Annotated in this window: 10 protein-coding genes; 9 read left to right on the top strand and 1 reads right to left on the bottom strand. The window is 56.9% G+C overall.

The features are described 5' to 3' along the window. Window positions 1-2: 2 nt before the first annotated feature. From K1V27_RS04050 to K1V27_RS04020, 7 genes are all read left to right on the top strand, one after another. Window positions 3-1457, top strand: coding sequence for a cobyrinic acid a,c-diamide synthase CobB (locus K1V27_RS04050; protein WP_258928247.1), 1455 nt, complete (start codon window positions 3-5; stop codon window positions 1455-1457). Beyond that, the gene (locus K1V27_RS04045; RefSeq protein WP_258928246.1) at window positions 1458-3065 is read left to right on the top strand and encodes a cobyric acid synthase; all 1608 of its coding nucleotides are present in this window, start codon (window positions 1458-1460) and stop codon (window positions 3063-3065) included. It begins immediately after the preceding gene. A gap of 167 nt (window positions 3066-3232) precedes the next feature. Then, complete coding sequence (cbiB, locus tag K1V27_RS04040) at window positions 3233-4276, top strand: adenosylcobinamide-phosphate synthase CbiB (protein WP_258928245.1); 1044 nt, start codon at window positions 3233-3235, stop codon at window positions 4274-4276. A gap of 418 nt (window positions 4277-4694) precedes the next feature. Beyond that, window positions 4695-5786, top strand: a complete 1092-nt coding sequence (gene cobD, locus K1V27_RS04035) for a threonine-phosphate decarboxylase CobD (protein ID WP_258928243.1) — start codon at window positions 4695-4697, stop codon at window positions 5784-5786. 52 nt (window positions 5787-5838) lie between these two features. Next, window positions 5839-6828 (top strand): DUF6599 family protein, encoded by a 990-nt coding sequence (locus tag K1V27_RS04030; protein WP_258928242.1) that lies wholly within the window; start codon window positions 5839-5841, stop codon window positions 6826-6828. Then, on the top strand, window positions 6825-7823 hold the full coding sequence (locus K1V27_RS04025) for a DUF362 domain-containing protein (protein ID WP_258928241.1): 999 nt from the start codon (window positions 6825-6827) through the stop codon (window positions 7821-7823). The genes K1V27_RS04030 and K1V27_RS04025 overlap by 4 nt, the downstream gene beginning before the upstream one ends. A gap of 122 nt (window positions 7824-7945) precedes the next feature. Then, window positions 7946-9883 carry a 4Fe-4S binding protein gene (locus tag K1V27_RS04020; RefSeq protein ID WP_258928240.1) on the top strand — a complete coding sequence of 646 codons (1938 nt, stop codon included), beginning with the start codon at window positions 7946-7948 and terminating at the stop codon, window positions 9881-9883. 156 nt (window positions 9884-10039) lie between these two features. Here K1V27_RS04020 and K1V27_RS04015 read toward each other — a convergent pair whose 3' ends face one another. Then, window positions 10040-12388, bottom strand: a complete 2349-nt coding sequence (locus tag K1V27_RS04015) for an SLC13 family permease (protein ID WP_258928239.1) — start codon at window positions 12386-12388, stop codon at window positions 10040-10042. 448 nt (window positions 12389-12836) lie between these two features. Between K1V27_RS04015 and K1V27_RS04010 the strand changes: the two genes are divergently transcribed. Both K1V27_RS04010 and K1V27_RS04005 read left to right on the top strand, forming a co-directional pair. Beyond that, a complete protein-coding gene (locus tag K1V27_RS04010; RefSeq protein WP_258928238.1) occupies window positions 12837-15611 on the top strand; it encodes an MMPL family transporter in 2775 nt (924 codons plus the stop codon). Between the two features lie 86 nt (window positions 15612-15697). Next, entirely contained in the window at window positions 15698-16921 is a 1224-nt protein-coding gene (locus K1V27_RS04005) for an aldo/keto reductase (protein ID WP_258928237.1), read from the top strand. Window positions 16922-16927: the final 6 nt, after the last annotated feature.

Raw genomic sequence — 16927 nt, 5'->3', positions numbered from 1 at the left:
CGATGAACGGTGGTGCATGTGACCTCCATCCCAGTGCGAGTCGAGGGGCGCGGGTGAGTAGTGCAGCAAGCCAATGCGCTTTTGTGATTGCCGGGACTCACAGTGGGTGCGGTAAAACCACTCTCTCCCTGGCCCTCGTGGCTGCCCTCAGGGCTCGAAATCTGGTGGTGCAGCCTTTCAAAATAGGCCCGGACTTTATCGATCCGGGTCTGCACACGCAGGTCGCCGGCCGGGAATCGCGCAACCTCGACGGCTGGATGCTCTCCCGGAGTTACAACGTGAACCTCTTCCAACGCCTGCTGCCTCGTGCCGACGCCGCCGTTGTCGAGGGGGTGATGGGACTCTACGACGGCTACGACGGGCAGGGAGAAGCAGGGAGCAGTGCCGAAATGGCCAAATGGCTGGATCTTCCCGTGATTCTTGTTGTGGACGCACGCAGCATGGCCCGCAGCGCGGCGGCCGTCGTCCATGGATTCAAGAATTTTGACCCGAATCTCAAATTCGCCGGAGTCATTTTCAACCGGATCGGCGGCGAAGGCCATTTGGCCTTTCTAAAACAGGCGATGTCGGCAAGTTTGCCTGATGTCCCCGTATTTGGAGGGATTCCCCGGGAAGAAGCGATTGTCATTCCCGAGCGCCACCTGGGTCTGGTAACGGCAGACGAATTCACCCTAACGCCGGCGTGGCGAGAGCGACTCGCGGAGCTGGTGGAAAGACATCTGGACATGGATCTTCTGCTGCACAGAACTCAGGCTGAGCCGCCATGGCTCACCGCGCAACCGGACATGCCCGAATCCTCTCCAGCAGCCGCCATTGCGGTGGCACGGGATGCGGCCTTCTGTTTTTATTACCCTGACAACTTCGAAATGCTGCGCCGGGCGGGAGCCAAAATCCATTTCTTTTCACCCCTTGCCGGCGAAACATTGCCGGCCAAGGCCTGCGGCCTTTACCTGGGCGGAGGGTACCCTGAGCTCTTTGCGGAGCAACTTGGCGGTCAAACCAGGCTGTTCCATGATATCCGGTCGGCCGTGGCCAAAGGAATGCCCGTCTATGCAGAGTGCGGCGGGCTGATGACTCTCAGCCGCTTCATTCGAACGCGCGCCGGCGACACTTACGATATGGTCGGAATCCTTCCCTTTGGAACGCGCATGCTCAGCCGGCGCAAGGCATTGGGCTACACGGAAGTGGAATTGCGCCGTTCATGTTTGCTGGGCGAGCCGGGGCTGCGCATACGAGGTCATGAATTTCATTATTCGGAAATCGCACAGACTGAGGAGATTGAAGGGTTAAACCTTGCCTATCAACTGCATAAGCGCAGACCGGCAGGGGTGACCCGTCTGGAAGGATATACTCATGGTTCGGTACTTGCCAGCTACATTCATCTGCACTGGGGGAGCGCCCCGCAGGTCGCGTCTAATTTTGTGAGGCGCTGTACGGAATACGGAGAAAGGTGGTAGATGAAACAGCAAGCCAGGTCCCTCATGTTTCTGGGAACCGGTTCCGATGTCGGTAAGAGCATTCTGGCGGCGGCCTACTGCAGAATTCTCAGGCAGGACGGCTACCGGGTCGCTCCTTTCAAGGCTCAAAACATGGCGCTCAATTCGTTTATCACACGCCAGGGAGGTGAAATGGGCCGGGCCCAGGTGGTCCAGGCCGAGGCCGCCGGCATCGAGCCGCACGTGGATATGAACCCTGTTTTGCTGAAGCCCACTTCGCAAATGGGGTCGCAGGTGATTGTCCTGGGCAAGGCCGTCGGGAATTTTTCCGCCCTCGAGTACTACCAGTACAAGCACAAACTGCTGCCCGTCGTGCGCGATTCGTACCGGCGACTGGCGCGAGACCATGACGTGATAGTTCTGGAAGGAGCCGGGAGTGCCGTCGAGTTGAACCTGAAAGAGCACGACCTGGTGAACATGGCGATGGCTGAAATGGCCGACGCCCATTGCATTCTGGTCGGCGACATTGACAGGGGAGGAATATTCGCGGCGCTGCTGGGCAGCTTCATGCTGCTGAATGCCCGTGAACAGGCCAGGATTTTGGGGTTCATGGTCAACAAGCTGAGAGGTGACCCACGGCTCTTTGCAAACGGCACTGAGATCCTCGAAGCGAGGTCCGGCAAGCCCGTTTTGGGAGTGATTCCCTATTTTGATCACATCGCGTTGCCGGAAGAAGACAGTGTGGCATTGGGTCGCCGGATGCGGCAAAATCCGTCCGCCAAGTCGCGTGACAGGCTGGCGATAGGGATAGTCCGCCTGCCGTTTATCTCCAACTACACGGACTTCGACTGCTTCGAGCAGGACCCGCAGGTTGAATTGAGCTACTTTGATGCCCCACCCCGGGTCTTTGCCTATGACGCAGTCATGCTTCCCGGCAGCAAGAATACTTTGGAGGATCTGGATTTCTTGCGGCGCAGCGGCCTGGCCGATGCCATTGCGGCTTTCTACAAATGCGGAGGAACCGTTGTCGGAATCTGTGGCGGCTACCAGATGCTCGGTCATTCTGTGAAGGATCCCGGCGGCGTGGAGAGCAAGCTGGGGGTGGTGCCGGGTCTGGGACTTCTGGAAATGGAAACGGAAATGTTCCCCCATAAGGTGACCTCTCAGGTGGAGGCTTCCCTCCTGAAGGAAGCCCGGGCTTACTTCAGCGCTCCAGAAGGAAAACCGTCCGAGGTTGATGCCCGCTCCCATGACAATGACAGGGATGTGCCGCGTCGCCTTCGCGGTTATGAAATCCATATGGGGCAGAGCGTTCCGCGAGGGGCTTGCCGGGAGTTGTTTCGTATTCATCGGCGGGACGGCTGCACGGTACACGTAACAGACGGCTTGATTGGCATGGATGGGAGAGTGTGGGGCACGTATATCCATGGTATTTTTGACAACGATCGATTCCGCAGGGATTTTTTGCAGGTACTGAGCATTCGATCGGGCAAGGATGGAGCGTTATTATCGGGAGGATTTGCCTACGAGCACTGGAAGGAGCAGCAGTATGATCTGCTGGCGGAGCATGTTCGCAGGCATACGGATGTTGCCCGTATTTATAGAGCAATGGGATTGTATACCGGTTAAGCATTCGATGTTTCATTGTTTGCAGGCCTTGTCGAAGGGTTTCGTCACGCCCAAGCGTGACGAAACCCTTCAGTGACTGCCGCCATAGAAATGCATGTTTCTTGCCTTAACAAGGATAGCATGGGTAGAGGGAATGAAGGTCATCGCCAACCGTCGGCACAAAGGCAATGGTTGTGCTCAACCAGTACGAGGATGATCGCTCGGTCCCGGTGATTTTGAATCGTTTTGATGCGGGGGTTTGTCAACCATTGTTCTTGCTTCCCTGGCATTTGACTACAGCTTACTTTCTGGATCTCTTGCTCGGCGATCCGCCGAAACTGCCGCATCCCGTCAGGTGGATAGGCAGGCTGGTGTCCTGGGCCGAGAGTATCTTTTTGGACAATGGCGCTTCTAGCAACCAACAGCGCGTGGCGGGATTTGCTTGCTGGATCTGTGTCATTGTGGGCGTCACCAGTGCGACTCTGTTCGTCACCGGGCTTGCCTTCCAGGTGTCCGAACTGCTGGCGGACTTGGTCGTCATCTGGTTGGCCTATTCCTGCCTGGCGACGCGCAGTCTGCATCGTGAATCGCAGCACGTGATGCAGGCCCTGGATCAGGGCATGCCGGATGAAGCGCGCCGTCGCCTGGCGCTCATCGTAAGCCGCGATACCGAGCAATTGGATGACCGGGAAATAATTCGTGCGGTCATTGAAACAGTGGCGGAAAACATTTCCGATGGCATAGTGGCCCCGCTCGTCTACCTGTCGTTGGGCGGGCTATTGGGTGGGATGCTGTACAAAGCGGTCAACACCATGGATTCCATGCTGGGATATATGAACGATCGCTACCGGCATTTCGGATGGTTTGCCGCCCGAGCGGACGATCTGGCCAACTGGGTGCCGGCCAGGTTGACCGGAGCTCTCATTCTGCTTGCCGCGATTCCCCTGAAGCTGGACTGGAGGAGTTCCTGGCATGTGATGCGATGCGATGCCCGCAAGATGAAAAGCCCTAATGCGGGATACCCGGAATGTGCGGCAGCGGGTGCTTTGGGTGTGCAACTGGGGGGAGCCAACCGGTATTTCGGACGTATGGTGAGCAAACCGACCCTCGGAGATCCGCGCAGAGAATTATCGGCCGCTGTCTACAGATCGATGATTCGACTCTTGTACGTGACATCATTTTTAGCTTTGTTGCTCTCCCTGGCAATCAGGTATCTCCTTTGCCTGAGCTGAATCCTTTGCCGGGCAGGATCTCGTGTGAGCCGCCTCTCCCCCCTGATCTCGACAGCACGCATCAGGATCATGAGGAGCCCAAAGAAGACGGTCGATGTTGTCAATCCACCCATCTCCGAGTCAGGCCCGGAATGATTTTGTTGACCACACCTTTATCTGGCTGAGTCTCCATGTTACACATTGGCTGTACCTGTTAAGGATGGAACCATGCATTTCTATGCGGGCCTTGTTGATGGGTTTCGCTTCGCTCTACCCATCAACAAGGCCTGCAAATGATGCATCATCTAATGCTAAGCCGGTATGATCACCCGGAGGATAGGGCTCTGCCGACGATGTGAAGCCGGCGGAACAATGGGTCTCAGAAGTGTGCATCGACCATGGTCTCAGATACCGAGTGCGGATTGGAGGGAGATTCTAAATGTCTATGGTTCATGGCGGCAACGTCTATGAGGTTGCCGAGCACATGGGAGTATCGCCCGATGCGATCCTCGATTTCAGCGCCAGCATTAACCCGCAGGGTCCGCCGTCCGGTCTCTTGAAGACATTAACCGGACACTATCATCGTCTGCAGCATTATCCGGATATCCACAACCGTTCTCTGGTGGATGCACTGGCCCGTTTTCATGCGGTGCCGGCAAGTCGGATCGTGGTGGGCAATGGTTCTACTGAGCTGATCTATGTCTTGCCGAGAGCCCTTGGAATTCAAAGGGCGCTCATCGTACTGCCCACCTTCAGCGAGTATGCCCGGGCCTTTGCCTTTCAGCAAGTCGACCTGACAAGACTCATCACGACCGGGGAAACTCTTTTCCAACCCACTGTCGAGCAGCTCGAGGCCGCTTTTGAACAAGTGCGGCCGCAGGCAATCCTGGTGACCCACCCGGGTAGTCCGGCCGGATCCGTTCTGCCCCCCGAGGTGCGCGAGTGGCTGGTGGACAAGAGTGCCCAAAGGGAGATTTACTGCCTGGTCGATGAGGTTTTTGTCGATTATTGCGAAGCCCGGTCGTTCAAAACATTGATTAATGACTCAAACAACCTGGTTCTTATTCGATCCATGACCAAGTTTTACGGGATACCCGGCCTCAGACTCGGCTACCTGCTGACTTCGGAAAACCTTGCCGGGCGAATTGGCGCACACCTGCCGCCGTGGTCGGTCAATACCTTTGCCCAGATTGCCGGTGCGTACTGCCTGGAGCAAGAACAATACCGCACGGCATCACTGGCTTTCATGGCACAGGAACGCAGCCGGATGCTGGCCCGTTTCAATGAGCTCAAAGGCTGCCGGGCCTTCCCAAGCGAGGCCAACTACATCTTGGTCCAGCTGGATGCGAGTGCTGCGGATGCAGCCAGGCTGCAGCAGGACCTTTTGGCGTCGGAGCGGATTTTGGTGCGAGACTGCAGCTCTTTCGAGGGACTGGACAATCGCCATGTACGTTTTGCCATCCGTCTGCCCGAACAAAACGACCGGCTGCTCGATGCTTTTTCGCACTGGCTTGCACGGCATGCCGATTGAACAATTGCGTCCTGGATTGAGGACTCATTGACGAAGGATAAGGGCAGAGGCTATGGCAGTTCAGCCTGAGAAGACGGAAACGCTGGTGGGAATGGCGATTCTGGCACTGCTGGTGGTGATCGCGGCGGGAATTCTCATGAGACAGTCCCGCTACGACCCGCAGTGGTTCACCATGTCCCGGTCCGAACATGAAATACCCCAGGCTGCCGGCGAGTTGTCCCATCTCCAGGAGCTGCTTCCGGATGGCTGGGTCCCGCTCACTCCCCTTGAAACATTCAGTCCGGAAAACCTTTCCGACAAGATCAACGGCAAAGCGGAGCTGTATCTCGCGGCAGGATTCCAGAAACTCGAGAGTCAGCGATTCAAAAGGTCGGATCAGGATGATTCCTGGCTGGAGCTGTTCGTCTTTGACATGGGCAGCACACGCAACGCCTTTGCTGTGTTCAGCACACAACGGCGTACCGGTTCAACACCTGTCGATTTGACTCGGCATGCCTACCAGACCGAAAATGCGCTGTTTTTTGTCCATGGTCGAGACTATGTCGAGGTGATCGCGGCAGAGGAAGGCCTGGCTGATGAAATGCTTGCAATTGGCAGAAATTTTGTGGAACGAAAGCCCGTTCAATCGGACGAACTGAGTGAACAGTCGTTGTTTCCCCGGAAAAATTTGAACGCCGAGAGCATTGCGCTTCTTGCCTCGGATGCTTTCGGATTCAGCCGGTTGAACAATATCTTTACGGCAAAGTACAACATCGCCGGGCAGGAAATGAGAGCCTTTCTGTCTGTGCGGCCGTCAGGCGCGGATGCGCAGCAACTGGCTGAGGCCTATCATGCCTTCTTGCTCGAAAATGGGGGCTCGGATGTTGATTCCGGGACCAACCTGCCGGAAATCAAACTGATCGAAATTTTCGATCTCTATGAGTTGATATTCGTTCATGGGCGAGTGTTGGCCGGTGTTCACGAGGCCGAAAGCAAGGATGCAGCTCTTGAGCTGGGCCTCACGCTCTACCGGGAACTGCAGGAGGTTGATGAGAGCCAATGAATGAATCACCCCGGGATAGCTCCATGAACCGCAGGGAATTCCTCTCCCGTACCCTCAGAGCCGGGGTACTCGCGGCCGCCGCCGGGTCGTTGAGCTATTGGCTGTATGACGGACGGGGACCGGGTCCGGACTCGACCGCGCAGGGAAACCTTGTCGTGCTGCCGGATTTTTCCGTCCCCGAGCTGAGCGGCAGGATGAGCGTCATCACTGGAGCAGATCGGATAAGAACCGTCGACATGGGGCTTAAAGCCGTCGGCGGCATCGAAGCGTTCATCCGCAAAGGCGACGGAGTGCTCATCAAGGTCAATGCGGCTTTTGCCAGTCCACCGATCCTTGGCGCCACCACAAACCCCCAGTTGGTTTCTCACGTGGCGACCCTCTGTCGCAAAGCAGGCGCCTCCTCCGTGGTTGTGACCGACAACCCCATAAACGATCCGCAGAGTTGTTTTACTCTGAGCGGAATCGGGGATGCGGCCCGTTCGGCCGGCGCCAGGCTCATGCTGCCAACAGGCAGCTCCTTTGCGCCCACTACAGTTCCCCATGGCAAGCTCATCCGTGATTGGCCTCTTTTGCACGCCCCATTCCAGGGGGTCAACAAAGTCATCGGCATTGCCCCGGTCAAGGATCATCACCGCAGCGGCGCATCCATGATCATGAAAAACTGGTATGGGCTGCTCGGGGGGCAGCGCAACATCTTTCACCAGAACATCAATGACATCATTCTGGAATTGGCCATGATGGTCAAACCGACTCTGGTGATCCTGGACGGAACAACCAGCATGATGACCAACGGTCCGACCGGTGGTTCACTCTCCGATCTCAAGCAGACCCGTTGTATGATTGTGAGCACCGATCAGGTGGCCGCCGATGCCTGCGGTGCAAGTCTTCTGGGGAAAAGAGCGGCCGATCTGCCCTTCATTTTAAAGGCGCAGAATGCGGGTTTGGGAACCGCCGACTACGAGTCGCTCAATCCTGCCCGGGAAGCAGTGGGATAAAAGCTGTCCGGCCGGGGCCCGGCCTCCGGCGTTTGCTGGTTGGCGGCAGAGGGGACCTTTAAGATTGCTTCCAGCCATTTCTTGTACCCGATCTGTTAGATAACAGTAGAATAATCGATCCCATGAAAATTGTTACCGTCAGGCGAATCAGTCAGGTGTTTTTTTTGCTCCTGTTCTTCTGGTTCTGTATTGTGAGCACCTTTGGAGAGCACTGGTGGCAGCTGCGTGGATGGCCGGTGAACTGGTTCCTGCAACTGGATCCTCTGGTGCATGTCGGCGTCATGCTCACCACGCAGACGGTCTATGCCGGGTTGTCGTGGGCGCTGGTGACCACAGTGCTGACCATTGTGCTGGGGCGATTCTTCTGCGGCTGGGTTTGTCCGTTTGGAACGCTGCACCACCTGTTCGGTTATCTGGGCAAGCGGGGTCGGACCTTATCGCGCAAGGCCGCAGTCAATGCGTATCAGCGCGGGCAGTCCATAAAATACTACATCCTGATATTCCTGCTGTCGGCTGCTGCGGGTGCTCTGATGGCGCGCGCGGTGCGGACGGCTGTTGCCCTTGCGGCGAGCCTGTGGCTTCTAACGGCGGTGACGATTGCCATTGTGGCGCTCACGATTTTCGGCTTGACCAACCAGCTGCGCAAAACAGGCACTATCCTGCTGGCTCTCGTGGGAGGCTGGACTCTTGTGGGTCTGCTCTATTCGATGGAGCCCATGATCGGTGCCTCACTGCAGACCGGCCTGCTGGACCCCATCCCACTGGTGTACCGTTCCGTCAACCTGGTTTTATTGCCCCTTGTCGATTCGGCCAGCCCAACCCTATCGGTCACTCAAAGGCATTATGAAGGGGCCTGGCTGATTGGCACGGTTTTTCTTGGCGCTCTTTTGATGAACCTGCGCACGCCTCGATTTTACTGCCGGTATGTCTGTCCTCTGGGAGCTTTTTATGGCGTATTGAGTCGTTTTTCCCTGTGGCGCATTGGCAAGAGACAGGACCAGTGCGCCCAGTGTCAATGGTGCGAAGCCGACTGTGAAGGGGGCTGCGAGCCGACCGGCACAATACGCCTGCCGGAATGCGTGCTGTGCATGAACTGCCTGGACCAATGCGGGCATGGTTTGATCAGCTATCAAACCGCACCATCGGCATCAGGTGCAATCGTTTCTCCCGACATGTCCCGCAGGGGATTTGTCGTGGCTTTGGCATCGGGCATTGCGGCAGTGCCCATGGTCAGACTCGGCGGCTATACGGATCAGAATTGGAACCCTGCCGTGATTCGTCCTCCAGGGGCCCTGAGGGAAGCTGATTTTCTGTCTCGATGCATCAAATGCGGACAGTGCATGCGCATCTGTCCTACTAACATCATTCAACCGGCGGGCCTGGAGGCTGGATTGGAGGGATTGTGGACACCGCTCCTCAATTTTCGAGTCGGGACCAGCGGCTGCCAGCTGAACTGTATTGCCTGCAGCCATGTATGCCCGACGGCCGCCATAAGGCCCATCAGCCTGGAGGAAAAGCTCGGCCGGGGAGTCTTTGCCGAGCCCGGTCCGATCAGGCTCGGATGCGCCTTTGTGGATCATGGCCGTTGTCTGCCGTGGGCCATGGACAAACCATGCATTGTGTGCCAGGAAACGTGCCCCGTCAGTCCCAAAGCGATTTTCGTCCGGGAATACTATAGTCCCCTGCGCAATGGCGTCGCCGAAGTTGTCAGATCCAACGGCAGTGTATTGGAAATTGCCGGCACATCGTTTCAGGCGGCACAGCTTTCGACCGGGGACTATTTCATCAGGCTGACGACCGACCCTACGAATACGCGCCGGCCGATCGTCGACAACGCAGACCGGGTGTTGGCGGTAGATCCGCGCACGCCGTTTGGGCCGGAGCTCGCCATTGGATCACGGATTGAAATTCAAGTTCGGCTGCAGCGACCGCAAGTTGACCCGAAGCTGTGCATCGGGTGTGGAGTGTGCGAACACGAATGCCCGGTGAGTGGTAAAAGGGCGATTCGCGTCTCGGGGGAAAATGAATCCAGGAACAAAAGGCGCTCGCTGCTCCTTTAGTGCAGCGCCACGCAATCAAGTGGCCGAATGCCGAATGCCGCAGGTTGGGTAGAGCGCAGCGAAACCCAACGGCTACATTAGTCCGCCCAGCCCAACCTGCACTGTTTGGACCATTGCCCGTTTTCCGAACCGTAGCAGCAGCCGAGACGCACCCTGTTATGGCGGAAAGAGGATGGGGAGTAATCCTACCGACACGAGCAGGGCAATGATCGTCACCGGCACTCCCACTTTCACGTAGTCCAGGAAACGATAGCCGCCCGGGCTCATGACGAGCAGGTGAGCGGGATGCGAGAGGGGGCTGGCGAAACTCGAGGAAGCCGCAATAGCAACGGTCATCATCAACAAATGGGGCGAAATTTCCAGACTGCTTGCGGCACTGAGCGCTACAGGCGCCATCAATACCACCAGGGCGGCGGTGGGGATAACCTGGGTGCCGGCTACGGTGACGATAAAGAGTGCGGCTACGATCCAGCGAGGTCCCAAATCGCCCACCGCGTCGATCAAAGCATTGGCCGCCATCTGTGCTGCTCCCGTTTTTTCGATGGCGGCTCCCAAAGGCAGCATCCCGGCGATCAGAAACACTACTTTCCATTCAATGGCACGATAAGCTTCTTCCATGCTCAGGCACCCGACCAGCACCATCACCGCTGCACCGGTGAGGGCGGCGATTGCGATGGGAACAAGTCCCGCGATGGCGCTGACCAGCACCACCAGCATGACGGCTGCGGCAAAGGCTGCCTTTTCCAGACGTGGTGCGCGGGCAGCGGTCTCATCGAGTACAATGAAGTCGCGGTCTCGCGCCACCGCCTCGAGATTGCGTCGCTGCCCGTACACCAGCAGTGCGTCTCCAAACTGCAGAGGCATGTCCTGCAGCCTGCTGCGATAAGCTCTCCCCTTGCGCCAGATGGCGAGAACACTCAGGCCGTAACGTTCGCGGAAAAAGAGTTCCGACAGTGTTCGGCCTGCAAGAGTGGTACGCGGCGACAGGAGAATTTCGGTGGCGCCGATGTGCTGCGATTCCAATTCGGTCTCGAGGGCGGAGGTCTGTTCGGTGAACTCCAGTTCCTGAAGGCTTTCGAGAATATCGAGATCGTGCCGTGATCCCTGCAGCAACAACAGATCTCCCGCCTGCACCTTTTCATGGGGGGAGGGCATGCACTGCAGTTCCCCGTCACGCACCAGACCTACCACGGTCAGACCGAAGGCATTTCCCAGGCGACTTTCGACCAGATCACGATCAACCAAAACCGAACCGGGGGGAACGCGCACCGGCAGGATTTCCATGAAACCGCCCGCAAGCTCGTCCACTCTATCCGCGGCGACCACGTGGAGGTCCGCGACAAGGCCGAGGCGAACCAGTGCTTCGAGCGATTTTTGCTCTGCCTGCAGCAACAGCCGATCACCCGCGGTGAGTTGGTGACGGCGCAGATCTTTGATTTTGCCGTGCACTGGGCTATGCAGCGCCACCACATGAACGCGGTGCTGCAGTCGCAACCCGTTTTCTGCCAGCGTAGTACCGCGCAGTGGAGACCCTTCGGCAACAACTGCCTCGACTGTCTGAAGGCGCTGAGAAAGCAACGTCGAGTATCGGTCCGAGGACTCGACCTGGAGGTGCTGGGTGCCGCGAAACCGCTCCAGATGGTCGGGGCTGCCATGCACTATCAGCAAATCTCCAGCCCTCAAAACTTCGCCCGGCCGAGGGGCGAGCGTCAGTGCGCCATTGCGCTGAATTGCCAGTACTGTCAAGTAAAGGGCCGATCCTATCCGGCTGTCGGCGAGGGAGCGGCCATGGAAAGCGGATCCCGGTGGAATACGAATAGTGAAAATATAGCTGTCGAGCTGGTAGAAAATATCCACCGAGGACGAGCGGGTATCCGCTTCCGCAGTGGCTGTGCGGCTCGGGAGCAAACGCCGGCCGATGGATATCATAAAAAGAATGCCCGCCGCGACGATGGCTGCGGTAATAGGCGTGAACTCGAACAGGCCGAAAGGGCGGAGGCCCGCGGTTTGAAGTGCGTCCGTCACCAGAATGTTGGGCGGCGTGGATATGCCGGTGAACGGACCGCCCAGCAGGCAGCCAAGTGCCAGCGGCATGAGCAGCCGCGAAGGCGGCCGCTTGCTGCGTCGTGCCAGTTCCATGGTGGCCGGCAATAGAATGGCGGCCACCGTTACGGTGTTGATAAGCGCTGAAAGAAGGCTTGCGGCAACCATCAGAACCGCCGTCAGCAGTGCTTCGCTGCCCTTTGCAAAGCGTTGCAGAGGCAGGCCGAGCCAGTGGGCGATACCGGTGCGGGTAAGGCCCGCGGACAGGATAAACATTGCCCAGACGGTAACCACTGCCGGACTGCTGAAGCCGGCCAGTGCCTCCTGCGCCGTGACCAGCCCGGCCAATGCCAGGGCCGACAATACCAGCAGTCCCACCACATCAACGCGCACCCAGCCGCCGATAAACAGCACCAGGGCTACACCAACGATCACCAGCAGTACCATCATCTGGGGTGTCACAAGGGTTCTCCTCGCCGCGTCGACAACTGGGCAAACCCATGCCGGCAGCCCTGTGGAAACGCTCGCGCGGCTTTCCTCGGGCACGGTAATTAGGGTATTGACAAGCAGCCTGTAACCGGGGGCGGACAGGGGGTGATAAGAATTGCTTGTGGTCCGATTTTGTGTAGCAGGTGAGGTGGGCTGAGTCAAGGGCATTATCGCCAGAGCCTCTGCGGTGCGGCTTTAGCCGTGGTCGACGAGATTTTTTTGCCGCACCCGGCCGGTTATGCTATGTTTCTGGATTGTCCGAGCATAAACCATAAGGAGATTGAGGTGCCTGTAGAAGGGTGGCTCACCATTGGCATCCTGGAGGTGCGCAAGCAAAGACCGATAGTGAACATCGAGTGGATGAGCTGTAATTAATCCCATCGATCGTTCAGTAACGAAGAGAGTCAATAGGATACCCAGAATGAACCCGGTACAATTCGTATTGAAGAAAATCCTCGCCATTGTCACGTGGCGGCCTGCGTTGACCGTTGTCCTGGCCTTTGCGCTGGCTGGTCTGTCCGCTTTATACACCTCCGCTCAGCTTGGCTTCGAGACCAGCCAGAGAGATCTCATTTCACCCAAGCACCGTCTGGTTCAACTGGCTGAAACCGTCGATCAGTTCGATGATATGGATAATTTCATTGTTGCCATCGAAAATTCGGATCCTTCCCGCTCCCTGGATTTTCTTCACGCCTTGGTTGCCAGACTGGAAAAGGATAAGGAGCATGTGGCCGAGGTCTTTTATCGAATTGATCCCGATACGGTGCGCAAATGGGCGCTGCTCTATCCCGAGCGCAAGGATCTGCTGGCATTGCGCGACAAGCTTCGGGAGCATCAGGACTTTATCCGGGACCTGGCCGATTCTCCCCAACTGACGAATTTCTTCCAACTCATCAACAGCGAGATTGCCGCAGCCATGGTGGGCGAATTGTTCACCGGCTTTCTGGACGATGACCAGGAGAAGGATGGGGAAGAACCCTTTGATTTGACTTTCCTCATCAGCAGCCTGAAGAGCCTGGATTTTTTCCTGGAGGGCCGGCCGTTCAAGTCGCCGTGGGGCTCTCTTTTTGCCGACAGTTCCTGGGATGAGGAGAAAGAGGGGTATTTCTGGACGGAAAATGAGCGTTACCTGCTGGTTTTTGTAACTCCGGTCGAGCAGGGAGAAGGATTTAACAACGCGCAACAGTCACTGGACGCACTGAGGGCCACTGTCGCTGCAGTGCGCCAGGATTTCCCGGAGATACAGGCGGGGGTCACCGGACGCGAAGCCATGAACGTCGACGAGATGACTTCGGCTTTTGCGGACATGAGCGTTGCCACCATCATTTCGCTGATCGGGTTGACCCTGCTGTTGACTCTGTTTTGGCGCGGCGTTCGCCGGCCGTTGTTTCAAGTGACCAACTCGGTGATCGCCCTCGCCCTCACCTTCGGATTGACAACCCTGGTGGTGGGCCATTTGAATATTCTATCCATTGTGTTTGCACCCATGATGGTTGGCCTGGGTGATGACTACGGGGTCCACTGGTTGTCACGCTATAAAGAGGAAGTGAAAGGTGGCCGGTCTGCCCGGAGGGAAGCTATTCGGGCGACCATGGTGAAACTGGGCCCGGGCATTATCCTGGCCGGGCTCACGGCGGCATTTTCATTCTTCCCACTGGTTCTGACCGGTTTTAAGGGATTGGCGGAGCTGGGAGTCATCAGTTCCATGGGCATGCTGGTGACCACGCTCACTACTCTCTTTCTGGTTCCTCCCCTGGTGTTGATGTTCGACAAACCCAAGCCGGAACGGCAGGTCAACCGGGTCGATGGTCGACCGCTTTTTCGCATTACCAATCGGCGGGCGGCAGCAATTGTCGCTTTGTCGTGTGCTGGTTTGATTGTCTCAGTGCTTGCTGCGACCGGCGTGACCTTCGATCTCAATATGCTCAATCTGCAATCGAAGGATGCGGAATCAATCATTTGGGAAAAGAAGATGCTGGATGACAGTAAGCGATCCAGTATGTATGGTGCCGTGTTGGCTCGCTCGCTGGCTGAAGTGGAGGCAAAAAGCAAACTGCTGGAAGCGCTTCCGACCGTTTCCGAGGTTGAAAATGTTCTGACACTTCTTCCTCAGGAGCAGCGCGAAAAAATACAAATACTCCGGCAAATCAAGCCCTATATCCCCAATCCCGCTGCATTCCAGGCCACCGGGAAGCCGGTGAACGTCAGTGAACTGGACAAAACGCTTTCCCGGATTCGCTTCAAGATGCTCGATTCCAGCAAGTCTGAGTGGGGTGACAGAACACCACTGGAGGATCAGATGGTGCAGGTGCGCCAACTGATCGGCCGTATCAGGCAGACCATTGACACCGCGGATCAGACTAAGTTGCAGGCGGCGCTGGAAGACTATGACAGGCACTTGATGAACGATCTCAACGACAAGCTTGATCTCATGCAGGCCAATGCCAACGCATCGCCAATGCAGGTAAGCGACCTTCCCAACGATATCCTGATTCGATTTGTCGGGCAAAATGGACTGTATCTCATCCGCGTTTTTCCTGAAGAGGACATTTGGGAACCGGATTTGCTCGGAAAGTTCGTAGCCGACCTCACCTCGGTTGACCCGGACGCAGTGGGCGATCCGGTAACCCTTTATGTCTTCACTCAGGCTTTCCGCGACGCATGCATCAAAGCTTCCATTTATGCGGTCATCTTCATATCTGTCTTGCTTTTTTTTACATTTCGCAGCTTTCCCAGCATGCTCATGGCGATGCTGCCACTGTTGGTGGGAACGGCGTGGACCATGGGCCTGATGCGCCTTTTTGGGGTGGATCTGAATCTCGCCAACAGCCTTTTTCTGCCGCTGATTGTGGGGGCCGGAGTCGAGTACGGCATCATCATCATGCAGCGCTGGCTGCAGCAGAACAACTCCGGAGTTGAATTGCCCTTCAGTACCGGCAAAGGCGTCATCCTTGCCGCTCTGACGACCACCGTAGGCTTTGGCAGCCTGATGGTCGCATCACATCGCGGGATTTTCAGTCTCGGTCTGTTGGCCACCATTGGCAGCCTGAGTGTGGTTGCGGCGGCGGTGATCCTCCTGCCGGCCATCTTGCGGCTGGAAACGCTGGTGCGGGAAAAATCGGCGTGCCGCAAATTGAGTGACCACGAGGCAAAAGTGCAGCATAAATGTGTTGCCCTGGAAGAGAAGCAGATTTGAGGAAAGACCTGCAGCTTCCGCTGTGAGAGCGGCTACGTTGACTTCCAGCCGCCCGCTGGAACATTGGGACGAAGCAAGGAGGAGCCATGTCGGACAGGAAGGGGCTGTCGCGCCGTGATTTTTTGAAGACTGCCGGGGTTGCCGGAACCGGTTCACTATTGGCCGCTGCGGGGCCTTTCATGCCAAATGATTCGTTCGCGGCGGAAAACAATCCGCAAAACGACAGGGTCCCCACCCGACCCTTTGGAAAAACCGGGGTCAATGTTTCCATTCTGGGGCTCGGCGGGATGTTTGATATCCCATCCAACCAGCTTGTTTTGCGCCAGGCCCTCAAATGGGGGGTGACCTACTGGGACACCGCCGACTGCTATGAGGGAGGAAACAGCGAAATCGGCATAGGAGACTTTTTTAAGAGATATCCTGAACAGCGCAAGGAGATTTTTCTGGTCACCAAATCCGACGCTCGTGATCCCGCGGGCATGACCAGACTCCTCGACCGATCCCTGGACAGGATGAAAACCGACTATATCGACCTCTATTTGATTCATGGCATGAAAGCCATTGATGAAGTCAATGCGGCTACCAGGGCTTGGATGGAAAAGGCCAAGTCCTCGGGAAAGATAAAATTTTTCGGATTCAGCACGCACAGCAACATGGAAGAATTGATGCTGGCCGCGGCAAAACTTGGCTGGATCGATGGAATCATGATGACCTACAACTATCGAGTCATGGCCAAAAGCAGGATGCAATCGGCAGTGACGGCTTGCACCGAAGCCGGCATCGGACTTACCGCCATGAAAACCCAGGGGAGCGGCTGGTTCAGCGGGCTTGCCGAATCCGGTGGGGAAATGACCGACCGCTTCATCAAGCTCGGGTTTTCCGATAAGCAGGCGAATCTCAAGGCCGTTTGGGAAAACCCCAACATTGCCTGTGTCTGCTCCCAAATGCCGAATATGTCGATACTCACTTCCAACATAGCCGCAGCACTGAACCAGACCAGACTTTCCGCCGCCGATCTTTTGACCATGCAGCGCTATGCCCATGCCACCTCCTCCACCTACTGCGCAGGCTGCACCCGCTTATGTGAGCCGACCGTCGCCGGTCAGGCGCCCATAGGGGATATCATGCGCTATCTCATGTATCACAACAGCTATGGCGAGAGAGACCGAGCCCGGTCGTTGTTTGCCGGTCTTCCTGCAGTGACCCGGGATTGCCTTCTCGGGCACGATTATTCCGAAGCGGAAAAGGTTTGTCCCCAGGGGTTGAAGATCGGGCAACTCATGCGGGAGGCCACAAGGCTTTTAGGGTAGATCCCA

The sequence above is a fragment of the Desulfoferrobacter suflitae genome (assembly GCF_022603395.1).
In the GTDB taxonomy this organism is placed as follows: Bacteria; Desulfobacterota; Syntrophobacteria; order Syntrophobacterales; family Syntrophobacteraceae; genus Desulfoferrobacter; species Desulfoferrobacter suflitae.
Note: the sequence above shows the minus strand (reverse complement) of the source record. Positions and strands in the feature narration are given on the sequence as shown.